The following is a 23,488-nucleotide window of genomic DNA, read 5'->3' as shown; positions in this document are numbered from 1 at the left end:
TCAGGCCTTTTCCAGATCCGAAGCCTGGTGCCGCTCGGGCACTTGCTCGGCTTCGTCGCCCCAGGTGCGGTTGACCCGCTTGCCACGCTGGACCGCGTCGCGTTTGGCAATTTCATCGGCCCAGCGCAGCAGGTGCGGGTATTCATGAGCGGCGAGGAATTCGGCCGCCGAATACACGTTGTTCCTCACCAGCTCGCCGTACCAGGGCCACACGGCGATATCGGCGATGGTGTAGGTGTCGCCCGCCAGGTAGCGGTTCTCGGCGAGCCGCTGGTTGAGCACGTCGAGCTGACGCTTGGCCTCCATGGTGAAGCGGTTGATCGCGTACTCGAACTTTTCCGGCGCATAGGCATAGAAGTGCCCGAAGCCGCCACCCAGGTAGGGCGCCGAGCCCATTTGCCAGAACAGCCAGTTGAGGGTTTCGGTACGGCCAGCTGGATCTTTCGGCAGGAACGCGCCAAATTTTTCCGCCAGGTAGAGCAGGATCGAGCCGGACTCGAACACGCGGATGGGGGTATCCGTACTCTGGTCGAGCAGTGCAGGAATCTTCGAGTTGGGGTTGACCCCCACGAAGCCGCTGGAGAATTGGTCACCTTCGGAGATGCGGATCAGCCAGGCATCGTACTCGGCACCGCTGTGGCCCAGTGCGAGCAGTTCCTCGAGCAGGATGGTCACCTTCACACCGTTCGGCGTGGCGAGCGAATACAGTTGCAGCGGGTGCTTGCCGACCGGCAGCTCCTTGTCGTGGGTCGCGCCGGCAACGGGCCGGTTGATCCTGGAGAACTGGCCACCGGAAGCCTCGAGGTGCTTCCAGACCTTTGGCGGTACGTAGGTAGATTGGGTCATCGATTCCTCCCTGTCACTGTCATGAGCAATGCATTCGACGCCAAGGCTATCCGGATTACGCCCGGCATTCGAATGCGTTTCATGCATGTGGATCATCGAGTCGACTGATGTTTCTTACCAGGGGCCGGGTGATCGCAGATCAGCCTGTGACCCTATCTCGAAAGGCGCTTCCCGGCCGCACCCGGCTCGCACGGCGGCGTGATGGTTTACAGCGCTTGTAAAGTTACGAGCATTGCCGCCGATAGATTTTATGAAATGTTTGGTTACGTTCGCCGGGCGCGACACGTCTCGACGAGTGACTCCCGTCCAGCGTTGGTGGAGCGCTTTTATGAAGCAAACCGAGTCCAGGCGGCATGTGCACTAACACGGTAGCTGCGTTACGCATTTGCCTGTTCTGCCTCCAGCAATCTTTGGTTGCAACTTTATTTATGGGTTAGATGTCACAGTGATATCAGAGTGATGGCTTTTGGCTATTTCTCGCGGTCGGCCGTTTACAAGAGGCTCGTCAAAGTGGCCACAGAAGCCACGTTACCCCCGAGAAACGGATTGTTCTCACCCCAAAAACATTCAAATCGACCCGTTCGGGCTCTGAGAACCTTATGAACATTCTTGCTCCTGCCATACATATAACGAGCCGGCTCCGTTTCCCGGCAAAATTCGTACTGCTCGCTGTGATAGTCCTGATTCCTTTGACTCTGCTTGGCGTACGAGTCCTCGACCAGCTCAACAACAGCATCGATGGGATCCGTGCCGAGCAGGTCGGTCAGCGCTATCTAATGGATGTCACCCCCGTCCTTCGATTGTCGATGTTGCAACGGGCGCTCACCAACCGACTGTTGAGCGGTGATCAGACGGCTCAGGCCGACCTGGCGGCCAACCAGACGAAGCTGCAGGATGCGTTCTCGAAACTGGAAATCACGGACAGGCAGCTCAACGCGACTCTGGAAACCGGCGACCGCGTACAGCGCCTGCGTTCGGGCGTGCAGCAACTGATCGAGCGGGCCAAAGGCAGTCCCGACCAGGCACAGATGTTCGATGCCTGGAACGATCAGCTCTCCCAAACACTTAATTTCGTCTATCTAGTCAGCGCCACTTCCGGAATGGTGCTGGATGAAGACTATGCCTCGCTGTTCATGATCGATCAGAGCACCTTGCGATTGCCGCGACAGATCAACGTCGTCGGCCAGCTTCGTGGTCTGGCTAGCGGCCTGCGTGAGGGGCAGCCCTTGACCGATGGCACGCGCGCTTCGCTGAGCGCGCTACTCAAGCAGGAAAGCCAGATCCGCCAGGATCTCCAGCAGAGCCTTGGCCTGTTGCGTCGTAGAGAGCCCGCGCTAGCCGACAAGATTCAGTCGCCGGTATCCAGCTCCCTTCAGGCGCTGGATGGCTTCCGTGCCGACCTCGACATGCTGCTCGACTCGACGCGTGAAACCATGAATGGCACCCAAGGTTTGGCGGCCAAAGGCAACGCCGTGGTAGCCGACTTGTACAAGGCTCAGGACGTCCTCCAGGACGAACTGCTGGCCGCGCTGGATCGAAGGGTTCATGACCGGGAAGCCGAGAGGCTTTTCATCCTGGGTATGTTCATCTTCATGGGGTTGCTGCTGGTATACGCCTTCTGCGGCATCTACGGCTCGATGCGCAGAGCCATCGGTGACGTGTTGAGTGCCACGCGTCTCATCGCCCAGGGCGATCTTACTGCTCGCGTTCAGGTGCGGGGCAAGGATGAAATGGCGGATGTGGGCACGGGCCTCAATCACATGGTGCAGGCGTTCGGTACTTCGCTGGCCCAGGTCGAGCGAAGCTCGCAGATGGTATCGGATGCAGCCCAGCGCCTGGGCCTGTCCATCGATCGTGCGAAGCAATCGATGAACGCGCAGCAAGGGGAAACCGAGCAAGTCGCCACCGCGATCAACGAGATGACCGCAAGTGTTGCCGACGTGGCACAGAACACCGAGGGTGCTGCGCGCGCGGCCGGACAGGCGAGTCAGGCTTCGGCCCACGGTCTTGAGGTCATGGCGGGCACCCGCATGACCATCGAAGCCCTGGCCAGCGAGGTCGATCTCAGCGCGCAAAAGGTCTCGGCCCTTGCCGTGCACAGTCAGGAAATCGGCGGGGTCATTGAAGTCATCCGCAATATCGCGGATCAAACCAACTTGCTGGCCTTGAACGCAGCGATTGAAGCAGCCCGTGCCGGTGAGCAGGGGCGTGGCTTTGCCGTGGTTGCCGATGAGGTTCGAACGCTGGCATCGCGTACGCAGGGCTCGACCGAAGAGATCCGCCGAATCATCCAGGAGCTGCAGCTCGCGATGTCGGCCGCCGTGGAGCAAATGAAGACGGGCAAAAACAGAGCGCAGGAGTGTGTGCTGTCTGCCGATCAGGCATCAACTAGCCTGGGAGCGATCAACGATGAGGTCGAGCGAATCGTCGGCATGAATACGCAGATTTCCAGCGCAGCCGTGCAGCAGCATGCCGTAGCGGAGGACATCAACCGTAACGTTACCGAAATCCGTAATGGCAGCGTCGTGTTGATCGAGGGGATAGAGGAGAACGCCCTTACCGCTGATGAGCTCTCGCAGCTGGCAGGCGAGCTGCGAACGGTAGTCTCCCGGTTCAAAATCTAACCAGGTCGTTCCGGGGCTCCGCGGCATCTAGGCCTGCCGCGGTTGCTCAGTGCAAGCAACTGTTTGCAGCAGGCCGCTAATCGTTCGCTAACTGATCGGCAAGAAACTCGACCATTGCCCGCACTCGGCGGCTTGGGTTGCTGGTCGCCGTCACGGCGTACAGATCGACGTGGGGCAGGGCGAAGTCGTCCAGAGCCGTTTCCAGCTCGCCGCTTTCCAGCTCCCTGCGCACCTCCCAACGATTCTTGATCATGATTCCGTAGCCCTGCATGGCCCAACTACGCAGCACGCCACCGTCGTTGGCGATGCGGTTGCCGGTGACGCGGATCGAGGCGGTCTTGCCGTTGACCAAGAAGGGCCAGGTGGAGAACGCCACGCCCGTGCGGTGCAGCAGTAAGCAGTTGTGCTCGACCAATTGCTCGGGGTGCTCCGGCTTGCCCCTGGACTGCCAATAGCCAGGTGTCGCGCAGATGATTCTTTGGCTTCGAATCAGCCCCCGAGACACCAGGTTCGAGTCCACCAAGGGGCCGTTGCGTAGGGCTATGTCCAGGTTGTTTTCGATGAAGTCGACCACTCCATCGCCCAACAGCAAGGTGACCTGGATATCGGGGTGCAGCTCCATGAACCGGTCAATGATGGGAGCCAGTTTCAGGCGCCCGAAATCACTGGTTGCGGTGATGCGTATCGGTCCTCTCAGCGAACATTCCGGACGTATGGAGTCGATGGAGTTGCTCCAGTCGATCAGCAGTCGCCTGGCGTTGGCCAGGAACTGTTCACCCTCGTGGGTGAACGTCAGCTTGCGTGTGGAGCGGATGATCAGTGGCGTACCTGTCTGCTCCTCCAGTTGCTGCAGGGCCAGGGTGACCGTCGAGCTGGCTACCGAGTTTCGACGGGCGGCGGCACTCAGGTTGCCTGTTTCGGCGATGCTGACGAACAGGCGTAGTGCATCGAGAGTGTCCAATCCCTGTGAGCCTCGAAGAAAGGTAGATGCTGCAAGACCATAGTTCGAGTATCTCGAAAAGTCATCTTGAGTCTGCCCCGGTTATCGAGAGGGGAAAAATGCGCCAGCATGAGCCCATCAACTAGATCAGGAGTTTCAGCAATGAATATCGATTTTACCGGTCGCAATGTTCTGGTCACCGGCTCCACCAGCGGCATCGGCTTTGCCGCCGCTAAAGGTTTTCTCGAGGCGGGCGCGCGGGTGGTCATCAATGGTCGAAGCGAGGCGAGCGTGCAGTCCGCGCTGCAGCGGCTGGGGCCATTGGCGGCCAACGCCAAAGGCTTCGCCGCCGACCTGAGTCACGATGAAGCCTGCCAGCAACTGCTGGCTGAACATCCGAGTTTCGATGTGGTGGTCAACAACCTGGGCATCTTCAACCCGCAGGATTTCTTCGAAACACCAGACAGCGAGTGGCAGCGTTTCTTCGAAACCAACGTGATGTCAGGCGTGCGTATTTCCAGGGCCTACGCGCCCGGGATGGTGGAGCGCCAATGGGGCCGCATTGTATTCGTTTCATCGGAGTCGGCCCTGAACATTCCCGCTGACATGATCCATTACGGCTTCAGCAAAACCGCACAGCTGGCGATAGCCAGAGGCTTGGCCAAGCGCCTGGCGGGGACTGGCGTTACGGTCAACTCCGTGCTGCCCGGCCCCACGCTATCGGAAGGTGTCGCCGAGATGCTCAAACCAGCGGTGGAAAGCTCGGGCGAGAGCCTGGAGAAAGTAGCGGCGAACTTCGTCGTTGCCCATCGCGGCTCCTCGATCATCCGCCGTGCATCCAGCGTGGACGAGGTTGCCAACATGATCATCTACGTCAGCTCCGAGCAGGCTTCGGCCACCACTGGCGCGGCGTTGCGCGTGGATGGTGGCGTCGTCGACAGCATCGTTTGACGCCAAGCTAGCGCGTTCCACTTCACTTCAATCAAGAACCGACGCTGCCCGATCCGGGGCGGCGCCGTCTCGCCCGGAGTTTGTTATGAATACATCGATCATCAAGGCAATCGAAGAACGGCAGACGATCAACCTGTTCGACGCCTCGCGCTGCATCGACGATGCCCAGATCCAGGAACTGGTTCGGCTGGCTACTACCGCGCCCACCGCATTCAATCTGCAGAACTGGCGCTTCATCGCTGTGCGCAGCGCCGAGGCCAAGGCACGTCTGCGCGCTATGGCCTGGGATCAGGCCAAGGTTACCGAGGCTGCAGTGACCTTCATCCTCTGCGGGCAGCTCGCTGACCATCGCTCCCTCGAGCGCCGGCTGACGCCCAGTGTCGAGGCGGGCTTCATGCCCGAGAGCATGCTGCCGCTCTGGGAGTCGGCGGCGAAGGGGCTGTATTTCGAGCAACCCCAGCGCCAGCGTGACGAAGCGATACGCACCGCCACCTTCGGCGCGGGTACCTTGATCCATGCAGCCAAGGCGATGGGCCTGGGTTCCTCGCCGATGATCGGCTTCGATGCCGAAGCGGTGGCGCAGGCGTTTTCCCTCGCCGAGGATGAAATACCCGTGATGCTGCTGACGGTAGGGCACCCGTTGCCCGGCAACTGGCCGCAGAAACCACGGCGCCCAATCGAGGACGTGCTGACCCTGGTCTGACGTGCCGCTCAAGGAGAACCTGGCCCTGGCTGAACGGCCTCCTGAACCGCAGCCAAACCACCAGGTGAGGTGGCAGCTGTTTTGCGTTCGAATCTCGGCAGTTGGCTGGAGTACGCAGCATCACGCATCAGCGCAAATGCCGTTCGATCCATTGCGCGACGTCGACGGTATCGATCTTCGCTCGTGCGTTGTAGCTGTCCGCCTTTGGCCATGCGACGCCCTTGCCTTCGGCGAACACCGCCCGGTACTTGCGCAACGAGTCGTCTGGCGCTGCCGCCAGCTCGGCCTCGAGTGCGGGCAGCGTCCATTCCACGCGCTGGACCTGGCGGTCGAGTAGCCGATCGACGGTGTCCGCCAGTTGCCGGTAGGTGAGGGTGTCGCCCGCGGTGAAGACGACCTGATCGACCCGCTCCGGTTCGAACAGGATGGCAGCGGTCAGACGGCCGATGTCTTCCGGCGTGGTGACCGTCACGGCAGTTTCCCAGCTGCCCAACGCGCGCACGGTGTTCTGATCCAGGTCCACCACGCCGAACGCCGGCTCGAACAGAAAGCTGGTGAACATGCCGGTGGAGATGATCAGCCATTGCACCTTTGACTGACTGCGCAGCAGTTGGCGCACGTCCAGCTGTTCGTCGAACAGATTCTGCGGGCTGCCGCGGCCGATCACGTCGTAATCCACACCGAACTGCCAGGGTACAAAACGCTTCACATCCGACATCAGCGCTGCCCTGGCCAGCTTGCGCTGTATGCCTGGCCCGGCGGCGAACCCCAGGCAACTGACCAGCGTGTCGAAACCACTGAACAAGGTGGCGAGCGTCTCTTCGGCGTCGTTTGCGGCATCGGCCGACACGACCTCGATGCCCAGGTTGTCGAGTTCCTCGAGCGTCTGGCGTTTGCTTGGCGAGGTGGTGTCGAGGGCGGCTGCTCGCAGCATGACCGTTACCCGCGCTGCCGGCTGGGCGGCCAGTTCGCGCAGTACGGCCATGCCGAGTTCGCCGGCGCCGAGGACGAGAATGTTGTCGGTTTTAACGGGAGACTGTGGTTGCATCGGTTACTCGCAGTGAATGGTCAGTGATGTTTTTATCCTGTCACCATTGGCGAACATTCAGAAGAAGGCACACGAGTGATACCGCATGAACGCAATGACCGAAGAAGAGGTGATTCGCCTGTCTCAAGCCACCTGCGACGCACTGAGTGACGAGGACGACGGGCTCAAGCGCGAAGTCCTGACCCATGCGGGCAATCGCTGGTCACTGGGCATCGTCCATACACTGGGGGTAGAGGGAAAACTGCGGCACGCGGAAATCGGTCGCCGCCTGGCGGGTATTACCCAGCGCATGCTGACCCGTAGCCTGCGACAACTTGAGCGGGACGGATTGATCGCCCGTTGCGACCACGGCGAGGTGCCGCCACGTGTCGATTACGAGCTGACCCCGTTGGGGCGAAGTTTTCTGGTACGCATGGTGCCGCTGTGGACCTGGCTGCTGGAGCACGCTGAAGACTTTCGCGCAGCGCGTGTTCGATTCGACCAGGTGTGAGCGTGCCGGGGCTTATCGACGCTGGTGGTGTTTGCTGCGCCTGACTGATCGAGGTGGGCGCCGGTCACTCAAGGCGTGACCGGCTCGCCACGAAAACGCTGCAACTCTTCACGGGTCACCCGGCGGTCGCCATCCGTGTCGGCGAGCAGCATCAGATCGACTGCAGCTTGCGCGTACTCCTGCTCGGTCACCTTGCCGTCGCGGTTGCCATCCCAAAGCTCGAGCGTTGCCTGTGCCACCGACGCCAGCACCTGGGCAGGCCAGACCATGTCAGGGTCACCCTCGGCGACCGTATAGGCCGCGATATCCTCTGCCGTGACGATACCGTCACCATCGCGGTCGATGCTGCGGAAGGTCGCTGGCGCCGCGGCTCGAGCTTCCTCGACGGATAGCGCGCCATCGCCGTTGCTGTCCTGCTCACGGAAAATCTCGTCGATCCCCGCTGCGGCCACGTTGCTGGCTGCGAGCGCTAGAAGCAGGCCGCTGGCGAGCGTGCGGGTAAGCGATGGCATGTTGAACTCCCTGTAGGTCGATATGAGAAGGCGGCACGGTGGGCCGCTTCGCTCGGCACCCTAGCCGCGGCCGCGCTCATGTTCCATAGCTCACATGTGCTAGTCGGTGGGGTCGACCTGGCTGGCGATGCATAACGCCGCCTGCGCCGTCAGGTGCTGGCGCGGGCATTTCTCTTCTGCAGGATCATCGAGGCTTCGTTGTAGGCCGCCTGGAACGTATCGCTGCCGATCCACTGCACTGCCGTGTCTTCGTCTTCATCGTGAAAGATCGCGCGGTAGACGATCAGCAGCCCCATCATGAAGTCGGTTGCCGGGTCTTCCTCTTCCTCGGCGATCACCAGCTCCAGCACCGGGTATTGCAGGAACACCAGGCTCATTGCCAACAAGCTGATGCCCTCGGCCATTTTCATGGCCTGGAACAGATCATCGAAATGTGCCGGGTCGAAACCGTTCTCCTGAATATCCTTGAAATCGAAGGTGCTCAGGTCGATGTCGACATCATCGAAGGGTTCGTTGATCAGCGGGTTGGCCAGAACCGGGTGCAGGAGATTGGGCTTCGGCTTGCCCATACGGTTCTGCTTGGCCTTGGCTTTGGCCCGCTGGGCGCGTTTTTGCTGTTTGTCAGGGGAGGCCATGGGGGCGAGGTCCTTGTCCGTGCAGCCAGGATAATCGGGCGCCCATTGTATTCGGTCTCCCGCGCACCTGGCAGCCGCTATCGACCTGCCAGGCGCGAATGGCGGTTCGCGGTGTGGCCCGCGCGTCGATTGGGCAGAGGATCACGATGGCCGATCGATCAAGCCTTGCAGGTTCACGAGAATCGAGGCGGCATCGTAGGGCTTGCGAACGATGCAGACGTCTTTCAGTTCGTCGGGAAGAGCGATGCTGTCGCCGTAGCCGGTCGCGAAGATGAACGGGATCTGCAGGCGCTGCAGTTCCTCGGCGACGGCCAGCGATGTGCCCGTGCCCAGATTGATGTCCAGCACTGCCACATCCGGTCTTCGGCTGGTGAGCAGTCTCAGTGCCTCGACTTCCGAGCTGGCCGTGATCACGTCCTCGACCCCGGCGTCGGCCAGGATCTGTTCGAGACCGACCGCAATCACCAACTGGTCCTCGAGTATCAGCACGCTGGAGTTGGCCAGGTCCTTGAGGTCCAGGGTCGGCAGGGCGATGAGCGCTGCCGGTTGCTCGGTCTCGGCCGGGTCTGCGAGAGAAAGATGTTTGGCCGGAATCTTGAAATGGCCCCTGAGGCCCTCAGGCAAAAATTCCAGGGCACTGGTGCCACCGAGGTCGAACGGGATGCTACGGTCGATCAGCACGGAGCCGAAGCCGGTATGCGCCGGTGCTCTGACGGGCGGGCCGCCGGCTTCTGTCCATGCGATATCGCAAGCGCCGCCAGCATCGACTGACCAGGTGACCACCAGCTTGCCGCTCGCGCGAGACAGCGCGCCGTACTTCGCGGCGTTGGTCGCCAGTTCATGGAGAACCAGTGCCATGACCGAGTAAGCCCGGGCATCGAGCACCACATTGGGCCCGTGCAGCTCGATCGCATCGGCGGACGTGCGGTAAGGCGACAGTTCGGCATTGAGCAGCGCCGCGAGACTGCCACCGCCGTCGCCACGCACGACCTGATCGTGTGCCAGCGCCAGTGCCTGGATGCGGCCCTTCAAGGTCGCTACATAACCGCCGAGGGTTTGCGCCTCCGCGGTGGGGTGGGCCACCAGGGCGCCGATCAGCGCGAGGATATTCTTGACCCGATGGTTCAGCTCCTCGTTGAGCATGCGCTGGCGCACGTCCGCCTTCAGCCGCTCGTTGGCGAGCAGCTCGCTGTTGTGCAGCACGACCTCGACGATCGCAACGCGAATGGCCTCGCCGAACTGGCGGTCCTGCTCGGTCCAGGGCAGTGACTGGTGATGCACCGTCTCTTTCCAGATGGCGAAGCTCCTGCGAGGCGTCAGGCGTTCACCAAAGGATCCGCTCTCGTAGGTCTTGTTCGGGTCACCCGCCCAGTCCAGGGTTTCGACCACTTCCTTGCGGAACAGGATCAGGTAGTCCCTTGGGTGCTGAGACATGGGAATGACCAGCACGCCCGAGACATCCGAGGCGTAATCCTGGGCAGACACGTGCGCCATGGAAAGGCGATTGGAGGCCCAGGTACGGCCCTGCGCGACCCCTTCGATGAAGCTCAGCAATGCCGGAGCGGCGAGCTTGGGCGGGGTCAGCCCCTCCTCGGACCAGCGGCCCTGCAACAACATGCCGATCCCGTCGCAGGGGATCAATGCCTTGAAATCCGTGATGCGCGAGCGGAAGAACTCTTCCATGTCCGTCGCGCTGTTGGCATCGAGCAGCAGGGTATCGAGCACCTGACGGGTCTGGGCAACGGCCTCCAGCTTCTGCCGGGCGCGCAGCGTCTCGATATGCATGGAAAGAAATTCGCCGAACATCTCGGCCGCCACCCGCTGCCCCATGGTCAGCGTGCGCGGTGCGTAATGGTGGCAGGCGATCAGGCCCCAGAGCGCCCCATCGATGATGATCGAGATCGACATCGATGCGCCCACACCCATGTTGCTCAGGTACTCGCAGTGAATCGGCGAGACACTGCGCAGATGGGCGTAGGACAGGTCCACCGGCTCGCCCGACAGGTCCAGTGCGGGCAGCACCGGCACGCTCTTGAACCTGACATCCGAGATGATCCGGATCGGGTTGCGCAGGTACAGGGCGCGGGCCTGCTGAGGGATATCCGAGGCCGGGAAATACTGCCCCAGGAAACTCTCCAGGTCGCTGCGCTTGGACTCGGCAATCACCTTGCCGGCACCGTCGGCGCCAAGCTGGTAGATCATCACCCGGTCATAGCCAAGCATGGCGCGGACCATGCGTGCCGAATCGCGAAAGAGTTTGTCGGTCCGATCGATCTCGCGGACTTGCGCGATGAGCGTGCGGGCCAGCTCGATCGGTTCGGCGATGCTCGCGCCGCAGGGCTCGAACTCGATGATCGCGGTGCCCTTGAACAGATGCGCCGCGATGTCGAACGTCCGGCCCGACGCCAGCGTTAGGCCGAATGTCAGCACCGGGCGCGAGCCTTCCCGGGTACGGGCAAGCGAGTTGCGTATCGAATGAGCGGCTTCTACCCCGACCACCGCTTCCAGTCGCTGGTCGTTCAGATCGCCTGCCGCACCGAGCATGTCCGGGGCATTGGCGGAATGACGCAGGACGATGCTCGCCGATGCGTTGCAGGCCAGCAGGCAGCCGTGCGGCTGGATGCTGCCCGGAAATTGGATCGCCTCGCGATCACAGTTGGTCAGGTTAACGCGAGGTTCGAGAGTCATTGGCACTGCCGGTTGATGGAAGGCCGGCTGCCTGAGTGGCTACCGAAGGAAATCGAGCGGTGAAAAACACCGCAAAATCAGTTTATAGGGCAATCCAGCGTTCGTCACTGCAGGACAACTCAGGGCGGTATCGCCGAGGTTCGGCGTGCTTGCACGACATTCATGACGATTGGCTGCACCCTCACCCTCCTTGGCAAAGAACCGGAAACAGTCGCTGGCCATGGCCTTTGCGGGGCCCGTACAGCGTTGGCCATGTCGGTACTGTTCATGAGGAAGCGAGCGCGATGAACGAGTACGAGAATCCAGATCACTCGGATGTGGCAGCCCGGCACTACCAGCAGACAGCCGAGCCATTCACTGCGCACTTTGCACGGGCGGCTGCACGAACGGGGGCGCAGGTGATGGACGGACAGGCACTCGACCCCGTTCTACGCGACGTGCTGTCGAGTCTGTTCGCTTCGTCAGCCACCGCGGCGTTCAGGCTGCATGCAGCACCGCCGCCATCCACTGGCGAGCCATACCGGCAGGCCGTTCAACGATCTCCTGTCAACCGGTCGTTGAGGTTCCGGTGAGGTACGCAGGTTGCGTGTCGTGAAGCGGGCGCGCGATATTCAGGGCGTGTTTGACGGCCTGGAGTTCCTGAGCGGTGAAGCGTTTTCTGCCCAGACCGTAGTGGGTTCCGCCAGGGGTCATGTGCGATGAAAAGAGCCCGGTCAGCTCCTCGCCAGTCTGCTCCAGAAGCAGCTCCATATGGGCCTCGTTGCGAGTGTTCGCCACGAGATAGGTCAGCCCTTCCACGGTCGACTTGCCACACCACGACACCTCATCCCAGGCCAGCATGCTTCCTTCTTCGGTCCATATCGTGTGCAAGCTCCAGGTAGAGGTGCCCTGCGCCAATCCTTCGAGTGCGGGGATCAGGCGCTCGCGCGAGAGGATCTCGAGTTGATACCTCTGCGTGTGGATGAGGGCGAAATTCGCATCCTCCGCTGTGCGCATGGCAGCTGAGCCGGGGCTGATTACCCTGGCTGTCAGAAGATAGCTCGAGGCGATTTCCGAGGGTTGTTCGCTCCAGCCATTCAGGTCGGAAACAGGCGGGCACCATATGAGGCGTATGGTTTCTCCCATGCAGGGCTGATCATCTTTATCGAAGTGCGCGAATGCGGTGCCGGGTACGCTCGGCAAAAGGGCTTCGAGGGCAACGGTAGGAGCGCGGTGATCGATGTTCGGGCTATTGGGCCAAAAAATCGGGCAGTAGGTCTTCACGGATTGGCTGTCCTTCGCAAACCGGGTTGAGGCGTTGCATTATCGCCGTAAGGCACTGGGGAGCGCCCATGCAGTTCGGGTGACCGTCATATGCGCTGCGGTCGGCTCAAGGCGGCTCTCAGTCATGGCGGGTCTTGAGAATTTCATCGCTTACGAAACCTATCCCGCATCGGTCGCAATACAAGCCACCGACCAGTTGTTCGAGTGGTGGTGGCTTCAGCGAATCGAGATTGCATTCATCGACGGCAAGCTGATCCGTACGTCGATAGCCCGCGCGTTCTTCACCATCGAAGCGCGCGTTCGGACTCAGCGCTCCTATCAGGATGTCTTTGGGCCTCACGTGCTGTGGCGATCCACAGCGAGGGCAGCACTGATTGTCTGGGGTCATGGCAGGGCCTGATTCGATCTGCTGGCAGCTTCGGCATGTTGAGGCCTTTATCTGTTCTCGAACGGCTACTGGCCTTTATGCCGGTCGTTCAGGTACGTGGCCATTGCGGCAAAGCGTCTGCGGGTTTCGGTCTCGAAGAGCTTGTTGACCATCGGATTCAGCAGCCCCCCCAGCCATTGTGGACGCAGGCGCAAGCTGAACGTGTAGGTCAGTTCGGACTTGTCGTTGTCGAGGTCCCGATGATGCAGCGAGGCAGCCCACTCCTGGAAGCAGCCTTGAGGAGCCACCAGCACCGCGGCCGCTAGTTGAGGGGGCTTGTAGTTGACGAAGCGCGTACGCATGGCAAACAGGCGCTTCCAGCCACGGCCCTGATTACAGGAGATGGCACCTACGTAGGGATGGCTGCTACCGTCCTCGACTGCAGCGTGGGACAGCAGGCTATCCCAGTGCATCCGCACCCGATGATCGTGAAAGGCTTCAAAGACCACTGCCGAGGGGCAGGGCATGATCAGCTTTATTTTGCGTATGGCCATGCGTCAATGCTCGTCCGTTGGGCTTGCGAGGCGCCTACCCGTACTCTATCGCAACCTGCTCTGGAGCGTTCGCTTCGGGCAAGGGTGCTGCGCTGTGTATCTGGACGCGCGATGGCAATTTAGACCACCTGAGCAGGAGTGGCTGCCCTCCGTATTCGCTTTCGCATCCCAATGCTTCACCAAGATTTAGCAGAAACGTCCCTTCATCGACGCGGTCGGTTGAAAGGCAGGCTGCTCGCGTGCTGATTATCCGCTGCTGAGCTTACTTGCCAGACGAAGATGTGAATGACGGAGGACGTGATGTTTCAGAATCGCCACGGTGTTGGCCGGCAGGGTCGAAACGCAATGGTCTGCATGGCGCTGTTTTCCGCGCTGGCCCTTCAAGTGGGGTGTTCGGCGGAGGAGGAGACGGCCCAGGCCAAGGCCAAGGCCGTCACGCCGGGGGCATCCGTCGAGAGCGGGGCATCGACCAAGCTGGCGCCCTTGAGCGAGCAGGACATCACCGGGGCCAAACTGCCGGGTGAGTTGGTGTGTTCCTTCTCGGTGGCGGGTAATGCCTATCTCCATGTAGCGGGCAACGTTGCCAGTACGGCCGATGCGCAGGGCGTGGCGAAGCTCGGTGACCGTGTCGAGGCCATTCAGGCACCTGATGGCTTCGACGGCATGCTGCACGGCACGACGTTCAAAGGCGATCGACTGGCGATCGAGGTCAAGCTCAATGGCGACGCGGAGGGTGGTGGCGGCGGTGAGTCGCCTCACCATGCCGCTACCGCGACCTACCTGCTCGAGGACAACCCGAGCCGCACCCTCGAGGGGCGCTGGCAATGCGGACCTTGAACCAGCCGAATCGGTCGCTCGTGTAGAGGCTCATGGCGATGCGGCGAGGACCACGATCGCTACCGGGTGATTCGTGGCCTGTTCGGGCCTTCAGAGCATTCTGAAGGCCCTGCCCATGACCCAGGGCGTTGCTGTTCCTAGCGAAGGTCCAGTGCCACACGGCTGACGGCCTCGACCACTTGCCTTGCGCCTTGCTGAATGTTGGTGATCGCGACGCCCGCCTGTTCAGCCAATTCCAGGCCTTTGCCGGCCTGGTCGCGGCTCTGTTGGATATTCACGGCCGCGCGCTTGGCCAGCTCCTGATTCTGATCGACGACGTTGACGATCTCCTGAGTCGCGGAACTGGTTCGTGCCGCCAGCTTGCGGATTTCATCCGCGACGACGGAAAAACCGCGCCCTTGCTCGCCTGCCCGCGCGGCTTCGATCGCCGCATTCAGTGCGAGCAGGTTGGTCTGTTCGGCGATGCCACTGATGGTTTCCACGATGGCGCTAATCAACACCGATTGCGAGCCGAGCGCGTCCATGCTCTGGGTGACGGACTGCATCTGCTCAGCGATCTTTTTCATGGCCACCACGGCCTCTCCGACCACGGCAGTGCCGTTTTCCGCGCTTACATCGGTGCGTTGCGATACCTCGTAGGCGACCTCGGCGGCATGTTTGACTTCGTTCTCTTTCTCGACCTGATCGGTTACCACGCTGGCGAACTTGGCCACTTTGTAGAGCTGGCCTTTGCCATTGACGATAGGGTTGTAAGTGGCTTCAAGCCAGACGGTCTTGCCCTTCTTGTCGATACGCCTGAATCGCCCGGCGACGAAGTCGCCACGGTTGAGTTGGTTCCAGAACTCGGTGTAATGGGGCGAGGCGATGTCTTCGGGCGTGCAGAACATTCGATGATGCTTGCCTTCGATTTCATTGAAGGCATAGCCCATCGAGTTGAGAAAGTTCTGGTTGGCCGAAAGAATGCGGCCATCGAGCGAGAACTGGATGACGGCAGTGGATTTGGTCAGCGCGGCCGAGAGTTCGAGGCCATCGAGTGACTCGATGTCCAGACCATCACTGAATACATAGCCCAGTATGGTTCGCTTCCCATTGTCGGTTCTCGAATGGAACCAGCGGATATTCAGCTTGGTGCCAGCCCTGCTGGCGCCGTGATAGTTGCATTGCAAGGGCAGCACATCTTGCGGGTAAGGTCCCGCAGCGAGGCCTTTCAATTTGGTTTTATCCAGTTCGCCAATGCAAAGCAGATCGAAAATGCCTTTTCCCAGCAGCTGTTCACGGGCGAGGCCCATCAAGTCGCACAGTGCATCGCTTACCGAGATGACCCTGCACTCACCGTCGAGCTTGATCGTCGGGCACTGCACTTCCAAAAGCTCCATGGCCTGCTGCAACTGCTCAAGATCGTTAGCCAGTTTCGTCAGATCATGCTTCAGATGTCGATTGAACATGCTCGCTCCTAAAATGAGTGAAAGTGCCTACTCAGGCGTCTATCTGGCTCTGCACATATGCATGATGCAGGTTGCAGCTTCTCTCGCGGCTGGAGTGCCATCGCGATGCTTGGGGTTGGTTTGTCTGCGCCTGCAGTGAGTTTTCGTTTGAACTGAACTGGGTGAACGCAACGTACGGCCGCGCAAGAATCGCTGTAACGGTTGCACCTGCGGCGAAGAAACTCAGCAGGTGGTGCTGACTCTGTTCTTTCCGGTGTGCTTTGCCCGGTACAGGCATCGGTCACCGCGCACGAGGATTTCGGACAGCGGCTCTCCCTTCGCGAACGGGACCAGCCCAGCGCTGATCGTGAAGCCCACGGGAGACCTCTCACCGTGCCTGACTGCATCCAGCAATCGTTGCGCATAGGCCAAGGCGGTCTGCTCGGAGAGCGTATCGATGACCACCGCGAACTCTTCACCGCCAATGCGCCCGTAGACAGCACTTCCCTCTACGGCCCGAAAGCAACTCGCCATGGCACAGAGCACTTGATCGCCCACATCGTGGCCATGGGCGTCATTGATCTTTTTGAAGTCATCGACATCAATCATCAGAAAGAAGCCCCCGGGCCTGGTTTCCGTGAAAGTCTTCAGCTTTTCCATCAAGGCACGCCGGTTGTAGATCGAGGTCAGGTAATCCGTTTCGGCAATCATTCTGTAGTGCGCCTCGCCCGCCAGCGTGTCTTCCAGTGACTGCCAGTAAGTTCGGTTATTGATCAGCCCTAGCGAAATGGAACTCACGAAGAGAACGGCGATGTAGGTCTGGTCTGAACTGCCTGACAAATTCTCGGTTAACGGAAAGACGATGGCCCAGGTTGCAATGGCCGCGATCACGAAGTCTATTTTCTTCCGAATCAAAAGCGATTCACCTGTCACGCAGATGATTGAGAATGCAAGAGAGAAATGGGTGTGCAGGTAGGGCTCCCTGTCGAATAAAAATTTATAGCTGAGTACGAATACGGCAACGAACAACAGGCCGCTGAAACGCCACGCAACTATCGATTTCGCGTACGCCTGCATGAGAAGAAGAAAAAACAGGGCCACCAGGGGAAGCAACGTGAACGCCGAGAAAAAATCCGCGCCACGAATCAATTGCACAATCCCCCAACTCATTATTGCCAGTAACTGAGTAGTGGCGATTCCTTTGCGCAGCAACGCGATCGTTCGTTGCTGATCCAATGTCAGGGTAATCATAGTCACTCATCAAAGGAGCCAAGCTCTTGAACCTCACCCAGTTCTACGCTGACGAGAGTGATGGCAAATGTGCAGGCCATCATCGTTCGCACGAAAGACTCGAACTTCGGGGTTACTTCGACGATATTTTTATGATTTTTGAAATAACCTCTGGTTTCGCCCTCTCGAACCAGTCGCATCAGGTGCGTACTGGATACGCATAACAGTGAAGACAATGCCGCGTAGGTTGAGGATTTGTAACCACCCTGTTCGTTACGGTTCTTCGACATGTCGATGTACAGCGCAAGTACCAACATGTAGCCGCCATCTCTGTTCAACATCCAATGCGCGTCCGGGACGATGATATCCAGCGTGCATCTGGCATCGAGAAGCTGTGCGAAGCCTCTCAGGAAGTGCTCGGACCTGCATGACGAGTTGGAGGTAGTGAGAAACCTCAGATTCTCCATGCTCAATGACGCCAGGGGTAGCAAATGGGTGTCCAGAATCGCTTTCGTTTCGGCCAGAGCCTGAGCCGATGGTTCGTATACGCGCAGGCGCCCATTGCTGGGATGGGTAATTATGGTCATGCGCTTGGTGATCAGGAAGAATGAAAAGTAGGACTCCAATGTATTCTTTGACAAATACCCACGTTCTTCACAGAAAGACCTTACGACGGAAAGCGTCATGCCTTTGGTCGAATAGAACTTCGACAGCAAGGCCAGCGCCACCATGTAGCGATCGCTCTTGAAAAGTGTTTTATAGAACAGAGGGTTTAATTTGTACCTGGCCATCATCAGGTCGTAGTGATCGTTGATGACCGCTTCGATATCGCTATTCAGTAATTGTTTAGTGATACGATCTACACGTTCCCGAATGCATGCGTGTTTCATATAGGCCTCAGGCCACACGATAATTCATAGATGTCATGTGGCTATCATTGAGGGCTCACTATACACAGGCTTCGGAGTAACGCCACGATTACCCAGAAATGTTCCAGAAATCGCTGCTACCCTTGAAGAAATAGGGCGCGCGCCCAAAAAACGCGCCAAGCTGAACCGGGTGGGGCGCCGCTTGTTCATGCGCAAGGATTATCAGGCGCTGGTTTCTGTTGGCTGCAAAGTGATTCCCGTGCGCGCAACAGGCTTCTTTCGAGATCGAGCATCACCTGCATGACCAAGAGCCTGTTTCTGAGTTGCCCGTCACTGAATACACGCACGGCAATGACGTTTCCATCCAGGTCTTCGCAGACAATGGTAAGTCGGTCGGGCTGCCGCTCGGTGTTGACGTTGTAGATGCCTTGGAAAGTACGCGTCAGTGATTTAAGAAGAAGGTTCATAGGCACTCGATTGATTCCTGACAAAATCCGCAACCCGCGCGAATAACTCGCGGATTCGAATAAGTGCAGGCTACGCATCCACTCATGGCATATCCATGCTGCCCGAGTAACCATTTCTGGGTGATTCAGCATCTACCATGTTGAACGCCGGCATGAAACGGGGAACTACGAAAGATTATTCGACCCGATCTTCAAAGGCGATAGATGTATCGAAGTTGATCAGCAGATAACTACAGTTTGTATAGGGATATATCGATGCTTATCAGGCCTCCTGTTGCGCATTCAGGCAGGAGAGAATCACTCGATTGATGGCGTCGAATAACTGTTGGTCCATGCGCAGCATGGCTTCGCCAGCCAGCAGAATACTGAAGACCGAACCCAAGGCGATGCCGATCACCAGCGGGCAGGCCCAGTTACCGAGCACCTTCGCCAGCGGGCGCTCAGACCCCGTGCGCATGGCTGGCATGGCCTGCTCGAACATACCCCAGGGCACGGCGCAGTGCGTTGCCGCGGCGCTGGCGGGCGCAGCGATCCAGTACCTCGGCCGCAGCGGGCCGGGCATGGGTTTCGCGCATCAGCAGGTAGGGGTAGCAGCGCAACGCCCATTGCCCTCGCAGGGCGGCACGCGGCGGGACCGGGTGCATGGTATGCACGGGAAGGGCGCGCGCCTTGCCGCTGCGGCTTTTGACCAACAGGCAGAGCAAACCTAGACCACGGTAAAGGCCAGACGCGGGTCCCTGCCCGCCGCTCATGATGACCACTCCTGCCCGAGCAGCCAGCGCCTTAGCATCGCGCTGTTCACCAGGCGCCGTTTACCGAGTTTTACCGTAGGGAGTACACCGCGCATGGCCCAGCTGCGGGCGGTGTCGTAAGTGATGCCATTGCGATCTGCCCAGGTTTCGATGGTTTCAACGTCCTGTTGCGGGCCTATCAACTTGGAGGCGTCCAGCTCTTCCAGTCCCATGTCGTTCCGTGCCTATTCATGTCAATATTCGAAGCAGCGAACTTGCCTCATGGATTAAGTCCATATGGATATTATCCATAGAGGTTAATTATGGCAATATTCCATAAATGGTATTTCTCAATGGCTCAAGGTATGGCCAATAGAGCGCATCAATTGTTGAACGCAACCAGCCTCAAAGAGCTGGCTGAAGTGAACAGCAAGGACTACGTGCGCTGGCAGAGCATCAAGCGGGGCAAGGCTCGCATTGGTGCTGATGAGGTGGAGCATCTGGGGAAGATGTATCCGCAATATCGATGGTGGCTCATGACCGGTGAAGCCATGCCGGACAAAGGGCAGATCAGCCCTGAGTGCAACAAGGCTGACCCGGACAAGGATGATCAGGACACGCCTTAATCATCGAAGGTGTGGCAGCAGCGTGACGCGGCCGATTGATTTGCCATGGCGGGTATTGGAGTGCGAGCTGATGGGACGATTTCGCATCGAGAATCCCGCGCAAATTTCTACCCCCATCACACCGCGAAAGGCCCGAACCGAAAACACGTGGCTTTTCTCGTTCGGTAACTTGGCAAACCAACCCCCCGGCTCTAGATTGCCCGCTGCGCAACCCGCGCCTCGTAGAAGGATTTATGACCCATGCTCGGTCGCAAGACGCTTCCGTTGTTCCTGCTGTGCAGCATCCTTTCCGCGCAGGCGCTGAGCCAGGTGTACACCTGGGTGGATGAGAATGGGCAGAAGCATTTCGGCAGCCAGCCCCCTGCCTCTGAGCGGCATGCCGAGCCGGTGAACATCAACCATGGGTATGTGGGCGATGGCCGAGCGGCTGCCCCTGCATTGCCGGCCCGCGGTGCTGGTGCTGACGCCGCTCCAGCCAAGGTCTCGAAGCGAGAGATGTGCAAGAGCGCCATGCGCTGGACGGCCATCGATATCGAGAACCTCAAGGAGATGGCCCTGGAGCGCAAGGAAGCCGGGCGAATCACTGCCGCCGAGTACGCGGAAGGGCAGAAGAACTTCGCCGGCATCGAGGAGCGGATCAGCATGCAGAACTGCGTCACCAGTTCGGGTGAGGACCAGCAGCGCTACGAATGCCTGTCCCGCGGGGCCGGCGTGATGGTCTGCTCGGGCCTGGCCGCCGCAGCGATGGAGGAGGGCATGGAAGAGGCCAGGAAGAAGATGAACAAGCGCTGACGTTCAGCTACGCCGGCGCCGTATTGGGCGCTGCTTGCCAAGACGCGCGTACATTCTTCATCGCGCTCGCGAACAGTCGGAGGGCATCGGCGGCTGGGTGATTTTCTGCGCAGTGCCGTGCGCCTGACCGCCGGTTACCGCACTGCAACATATCCGTAACACAGCCTTCATAAAATCATCGCACTTCCCCCTCCTGTTCGAGTTTTCCATGAGCCTTGGTCGTTCGCTGCGTGCCCAATTGGTGTTGCTGATTGGCGGTGGTCTGGTGTTGATGTTGTTGATTGCGCTGGCGGGTTTCGCGCTGTTGTCGCGGCAACTGGATGGCTATCAGGCGCTGCTCGGTGGCCCTCTCGAAGAGGCGCGTCAGGTGGATGCCGCCAACCTGGCGTTCAAGATTCAGGTGCAGGAATGGAAGAACGTCTTGCTGCGCGGCGCTGACCAGACTCAGCGCAACCGTTACTGGCAGCAGTTTCAGGAAGAAGAGGGGCGCGTACAGGCGCAGATTGGTCACCTGATCGAAACCGCAGGCAGCGCCGAGCTGCGCCAGCGATTGAGCGAACTGCGCCGTGCACATGCCGAAATGGGCCAGGCCTATCGTCGTGGGTATGAGGCCTTTGCCGCGGCCGGGTTTTCCGCTCAGGCCGGCGACGCGGCAGTGAAGGGCATCGACCGGGCGACCACCGAGCAGTTGTCGTTGCTGGTCGACGAGCTGCACGAGCGCAGCCAGGCGAGCGCCACGCAACTGAGCGAGATAGCCCGGCGCAGCGTGCTGTTCGGCAGCCTGGCGATGCTTGGGCTGGGAATACTGCTGGCGCTGTTCAGTGCCTGGCTGGTTAACCGGCGCATCACCACACCACTGCTGCAGGCCACCGGGCAGCTCGATCTGCTCAGCCGTGGGCAGTTCGGTGAGCGCCTGAGCGAAGGCCGTGAGGATGAAGTAGGGCACCTGGCCCAGGCCGCCAATCGCCTGCGCGAGTTCATGCAGGCGCTGTCCCAGCAACTGCGCCGCGGGACCAGCGAGCTGGATGCTGCCACCCACGACCTGAGCAGCGTGGCCGGGCATATCGGCCACGGCATTCGCGAGCAGTTTTCGCGTACCGATCAGGTCGCCACGGCCATGCATGAGATGAGTGCGACGGCTGATGAAGTGGCGCGGCATTCCGCTGCGGCGGCCCGTGCCGCTGACGAAGCCGATCAGGCTGCCGGGGAAGGCGAGGCGACCATGGCCAGCACCATCGCCACCATCGAGCAGATGCACAGTGAGATCACCCGTACCTCTGAGGTGATCACCCGCCTGGAAAGCGACAGCGAGCGCATCGGCAGTGTGCTGGATGTGATCCGCGGCATCGCCGATCAGACCAACCTGCTGGCCCTCAACGCGGCCATCGAAGCCGCCCGGGCCGGTGATGCGGGCAGAGGCTTCGCGGTGGTGGCCGACGAAGTGCGCAATCTGTCGGTCCGCACCGCGAGCTCGATCAGCGAAATCCACCAATTGATCGCCAATGTGCAGAGCGCTTCGAAGGAAGCCACTGCGGCCATCAATGCCGGTGCCCAGCAGAGCGCCGCGGGCCGTGCTCAGGTCGGCATGGCCGGCGAGCGTTTGCACAGCATCACCCAGGCGGTGGAGGCGATCCGTGACATGAACAGGCAGATCGCTACCGCTGCCGAGGAGCAGACCTCGGTCGCCGAAGACATCGCCCGCAACCTGGCGGAGATCGTTTCCATCGCCCAGAGCAACGAGGCCGACCTGCAGCGCAGCGAGTCGGCAAGCCGCGCCATGCAGGGGCTGTCCGGCGACCTGTCGACCCTGGCCGCGCGCCTCCGGGACTGACCGCCGCTCCTCGCCGCATGCCTGCCATCGGGTGTGCGGTGAGCGCTTGCCCGGGTGCCATCAGCCGATCAGCAACAGGCCCAGCATTCCCAGTGCCAGGGCGATCAAGACCAGCCCCGAGAGCCGTTCGAGCAGCGGCAGCGCGCGCTGGAAACGCTGCAACACGCGCCCGTTGCCAATCGCCAGTGCCACCAGCAGGTCCCAGCCGAGCACCACGGCGAACATCCACGCACCATAGAACAGCTTCCAGCCGGCGCTGCCGTGCGCGTTGCCGAGCATGCTCGCCAGGCTGACGTAGAACAGCGCGTTCTTGGGGTTGAGGATGCCCGACAGAAAACCCATGCCGGCCGCCTGCATCCAGTTGATTGGCCTGGCCGCTGCGGTGCCTTGCGCTGCCTGCAGCACGCTACTGCCCGCGTGGCGAATGAACAGCACGCCGAGGTAGAGCAGATACAGGCAGCCAACCAACTGCAGCACGATGAAGGCTGCGCTGCCTGGCTGCAGGGCCGACACTCCGGTAAACGCCGCGACGATGAACACCGCGTTGGCCAGCGCGATGCCCAGGCACGCGCCACTGGCGACCCGCCAACCGGCGGACAGCGACGTACGGGCCACCAGGAAGAAATCCGGGCCGGGGGAAAGCAGCGCCAGGAAGTGGGCGGCGGCAATGATCAGGAACTGCTGCATGGCGGGCATCGCTTCTCGAGAAAAGATGCCGGAAGTTTGTGGGGCACGCGATGGGGCGGTATTGAAGGAAATCGTCAACGGTGCCCGCCCCGTCACCTGATAGCCACTGGCCGCGGCTAGTCAATAAATTGGCTTTCTTGCTAGGCTAAAAAACGACCACGTCCATCGGAGTATGGACGGCCGGTCAACCAGGCCACGTTCGCTGAGGTTGTGAATCACGACACATGGCCGGGTTGGAAGGTGTGCAACAGGTCTCAGGTTGATGGCAAAGGTGGTGGCAAAATGCCTCGCCTCAAGGATGAACTTATTTTCCAGGTATGGATGTCATGCGCTCGTATTTCCCGTTGTTTTTCGCCGCCGTGCCGTTCATGGC

24 protein-coding genes and 2 pseudogenes are annotated in these 23,488 nt (G+C 60.2%); 9 read left to right on the top strand and 17 right to left on the bottom strand.

What is annotated here, in order from left to right:
- Positions 1-846 carry a glutathione-dependent disulfide-bond oxidoreductase gene (gene yghU / locus ACT9T4_RS22100; protein ID WP_499118937.1) on the bottom strand — a complete coding sequence of 282 codons (846 nt, stop codon included), beginning with the start codon at positions 844-846 and terminating at the stop codon, positions 1-3.
- Between the two features lie 599 nt (positions 847-1,445).
- Between yghU and ACT9T4_RS22095 the strand changes: the two genes are divergently transcribed.
- On the top strand, positions 1,446-3,470 hold the full coding sequence (locus tag ACT9T4_RS22095; protein WP_499118935.1) for a methyl-accepting chemotaxis protein: 2,025 nt from the start codon (positions 1,446-1,448) through the stop codon (positions 3,468-3,470).
- Positions 3,471-3,546: 76 nt separating this feature from the next.
- On the opposite strand, the gene ACT9T4_RS22090 is transcribed toward ACT9T4_RS22095, so the two are convergent.
- A complete protein-coding gene (locus ACT9T4_RS22090) occupies positions 3,547-4,431 on the bottom strand; it encodes a LysR family transcriptional regulator (protein ID WP_499118933.1) in 885 nt (294 codons plus the stop codon).
- Between the two features lie 141 nt (positions 4,432-4,572).
- On the opposite strand from ACT9T4_RS22090, the gene ACT9T4_RS22085 reads away from it, so the two are divergent.
- Positions 4,573-5,361, top strand: a complete 789-nt coding sequence (locus ACT9T4_RS22085; protein ID WP_499118931.1) for an SDR family NAD(P)-dependent oxidoreductase — start codon at positions 4,573-4,575, stop codon at positions 5,359-5,361.
- An 85-nt stretch (positions 5,362-5,446) separates the two neighbouring features.
- Complete coding sequence (locus ACT9T4_RS22080) at positions 5,447-6,064, top strand: nitroreductase family protein (RefSeq protein WP_499118929.1); 618 nt, start codon at positions 5,447-5,449, stop codon at positions 6,062-6,064.
- Between the two features lie 127 nt (positions 6,065-6,191).
- Here ACT9T4_RS22080 and ACT9T4_RS22075 read toward each other — a convergent pair whose 3' ends face one another.
- A complete protein-coding gene (locus ACT9T4_RS22075) occupies positions 6,192-7,112 on the bottom strand; it encodes an aromatic alcohol reductase (protein ID WP_499118927.1) in 921 nt (306 codons plus the stop codon).
- A 94-nt stretch (positions 7,113-7,206) separates the two neighbouring features.
- Between ACT9T4_RS22075 and ACT9T4_RS22070 the strand changes: the two genes are divergently transcribed.
- Positions 7,207-7,602, top strand: coding sequence for a winged helix-turn-helix transcriptional regulator (locus tag ACT9T4_RS22070; RefSeq protein WP_042552121.1), 396 nt, complete (start codon positions 7,207-7,209; stop codon positions 7,600-7,602).
- Between the two features lie 68 nt (positions 7,603-7,670).
- Here ACT9T4_RS22070 and ACT9T4_RS22065 read toward each other — a convergent pair whose 3' ends face one another.
- The 4 genes from ACT9T4_RS22065 to ACT9T4_RS22050 form a co-directional block, all read right to left on the bottom strand.
- The gene (locus ACT9T4_RS22065) at positions 7,671-8,114 is read right to left on the bottom strand and encodes an EF-hand domain-containing protein (RefSeq protein WP_042552098.1); all 444 of its coding nucleotides are present in this window, start codon (positions 8,112-8,114) and stop codon (positions 7,671-7,673) included.
- Between the two features lie 149 nt (positions 8,115-8,263).
- Entirely contained in the window at positions 8,264-8,749 is a 486-nt protein-coding gene (locus tag ACT9T4_RS22060) for a hypothetical protein (RefSeq protein ID WP_042552099.1), read from the bottom strand.
- A 141-nt stretch (positions 8,750-8,890) separates the two neighbouring features.
- Positions 8,891-11,437: an HWE histidine kinase domain-containing protein gene (locus ACT9T4_RS22055; protein ID WP_499118925.1), complete on the bottom strand. Its 2,547-nt coding sequence runs from the start codon at positions 11,435-11,437 to the stop codon at positions 8,891-8,893.
- 546 nt (positions 11,438-11,983) lie between these two features.
- Positions 11,984-12,700, bottom strand: coding sequence for a hypothetical protein (locus ACT9T4_RS22050; RefSeq protein ID WP_179537636.1), 717 nt, complete (start codon positions 12,698-12,700; stop codon positions 11,984-11,986).
- Between the two features lie 124 nt (positions 12,701-12,824).
- Here ACT9T4_RS22050 and ACT9T4_RS22045 point away from each other — a divergent pair, with 124 nt between their 5' ends.
- Entirely contained in the window at positions 12,825-13,100 is a 276-nt protein-coding gene (locus tag ACT9T4_RS22045) for a hypothetical protein (RefSeq protein WP_179537637.1), read from the top strand.
- 53 nt (positions 13,101-13,153) lie between these two features.
- Here ACT9T4_RS22045 and ACT9T4_RS22040 read toward each other — a convergent pair whose 3' ends face one another.
- Positions 13,154-13,621: a hypothetical protein gene (locus tag ACT9T4_RS22040; protein ID WP_499118922.1), complete on the bottom strand. Its 468-nt coding sequence runs from the start codon at positions 13,619-13,621 to the stop codon at positions 13,154-13,156.
- Between the two features lie 300 nt (positions 13,622-13,921).
- Between ACT9T4_RS22040 and ACT9T4_RS22035 the strand changes: the two genes are divergently transcribed.
- A complete protein-coding gene (locus ACT9T4_RS22035; protein ID WP_499118920.1) occupies positions 13,922-14,458 on the top strand; it encodes a hypothetical protein in 537 nt (178 codons plus the stop codon).
- A 137-nt stretch (positions 14,459-14,595) separates the two neighbouring features.
- Here the strand turns inward: ACT9T4_RS22035 and ACT9T4_RS22030 are convergent.
- The 8 genes and pseudogenes from ACT9T4_RS22030 to ACT9T4_RS21995 form a co-directional block, all read right to left on the bottom strand.
- Positions 14,596-15,030 (bottom strand): annotated as a pseudogene (locus ACT9T4_RS22030) (methyl-accepting chemotaxis protein); the annotation flags it as partial.
- A gap of 102 nt (positions 15,031-15,132) precedes the next feature.
- Positions 15,133-15,834: pseudogene (locus ACT9T4_RS22025) on the bottom strand (PAS domain-containing protein); the annotation flags it as partial.
- Positions 15,835-16,125: 291 nt separating this feature from the next.
- The gene (locus ACT9T4_RS22020) at positions 16,126-17,133 is read right to left on the bottom strand and encodes a GGDEF domain-containing protein (RefSeq protein WP_179537641.1); all 1,008 of its coding nucleotides are present in this window, start codon (positions 17,131-17,133) and stop codon (positions 16,126-16,128) included.
- A 2-nt stretch (positions 17,134-17,135) separates the two neighbouring features.
- Positions 17,136-18,002: a hypothetical protein gene (locus tag ACT9T4_RS22015; RefSeq protein WP_042552106.1), complete on the bottom strand. Its 867-nt coding sequence runs from the start codon at positions 18,000-18,002 to the stop codon at positions 17,136-17,138.
- A gap of 185 nt (positions 18,003-18,187) precedes the next feature.
- Positions 18,188-18,448 (bottom strand): hypothetical protein, encoded by a 261-nt coding sequence (locus ACT9T4_RS22010; RefSeq protein WP_179537642.1) that lies wholly within the window; start codon positions 18,446-18,448, stop codon positions 18,188-18,190.
- A gap of 262 nt (positions 18,449-18,710) precedes the next feature.
- Entirely contained in the window at positions 18,711-18,905 is a 195-nt protein-coding gene (locus ACT9T4_RS22005; protein WP_197076947.1) for a hypothetical protein, read from the bottom strand.
- Positions 18,889-19,092: a hypothetical protein gene (locus tag ACT9T4_RS22000; protein WP_156152640.1), complete on the bottom strand. Its 204-nt coding sequence runs from the start codon at positions 19,090-19,092 to the stop codon at positions 18,889-18,891. Before ACT9T4_RS22000 ends, ACT9T4_RS22005 begins: the two co-directional genes overlap by 17 nt.
- A gap of 104 nt (positions 19,093-19,196) precedes the next feature.
- Positions 19,197-19,412 (bottom strand): helix-turn-helix domain-containing protein, encoded by a 216-nt coding sequence (locus tag ACT9T4_RS21995; RefSeq protein ID WP_042552109.1) that lies wholly within the window; start codon positions 19,410-19,412, stop codon positions 19,197-19,199.
- A gap of 90 nt (positions 19,413-19,502) precedes the next feature.
- Between ACT9T4_RS21995 and ACT9T4_RS21990 the strand changes: the two genes are divergently transcribed.
- The 3 genes from ACT9T4_RS21990 (at position 19,503) to ACT9T4_RS21980 (ending at position 22,428) form a co-directional block, all read left to right on the top strand.
- Positions 19,503-19,805 (top strand): DNA-binding protein, encoded by a 303-nt coding sequence (locus tag ACT9T4_RS21990; protein ID WP_257026789.1) that lies wholly within the window; start codon positions 19,503-19,505, stop codon positions 19,803-19,805.
- A 240-nt stretch (positions 19,806-20,045) separates the two neighbouring features.
- Positions 20,046-20,597 (top strand): DUF4124 domain-containing protein, encoded by a 552-nt coding sequence (locus ACT9T4_RS21985; RefSeq protein ID WP_179537644.1) that lies wholly within the window; start codon positions 20,046-20,048, stop codon positions 20,595-20,597.
- 208 nt (positions 20,598-20,805) lie between these two features.
- Positions 20,806-22,428 (top strand): methyl-accepting chemotaxis protein, encoded by a 1,623-nt coding sequence (locus tag ACT9T4_RS21980; protein WP_042552115.1) that lies wholly within the window; start codon positions 20,806-20,808, stop codon positions 22,426-22,428.
- A gap of 60 nt (positions 22,429-22,488) precedes the next feature.
- Here ACT9T4_RS21980 and ACT9T4_RS21975 read toward each other — a convergent pair whose 3' ends face one another.
- The gene (locus ACT9T4_RS21975) at positions 22,489-23,115 is read right to left on the bottom strand and encodes a LysE family translocator (protein WP_179537645.1); all 627 of its coding nucleotides are present in this window, start codon (positions 23,113-23,115) and stop codon (positions 22,489-22,491) included.
- Positions 23,116-23,488 lie beyond the last annotated feature (373 nt).

Source organism: Pseudomonas sp. SZ40, from assembly GCF_052958135.1.
The sequence above is the reverse complement of the archived record's forward strand: the minus strand, read 5'-3'. Positions and strand labels throughout refer to the sequence as shown.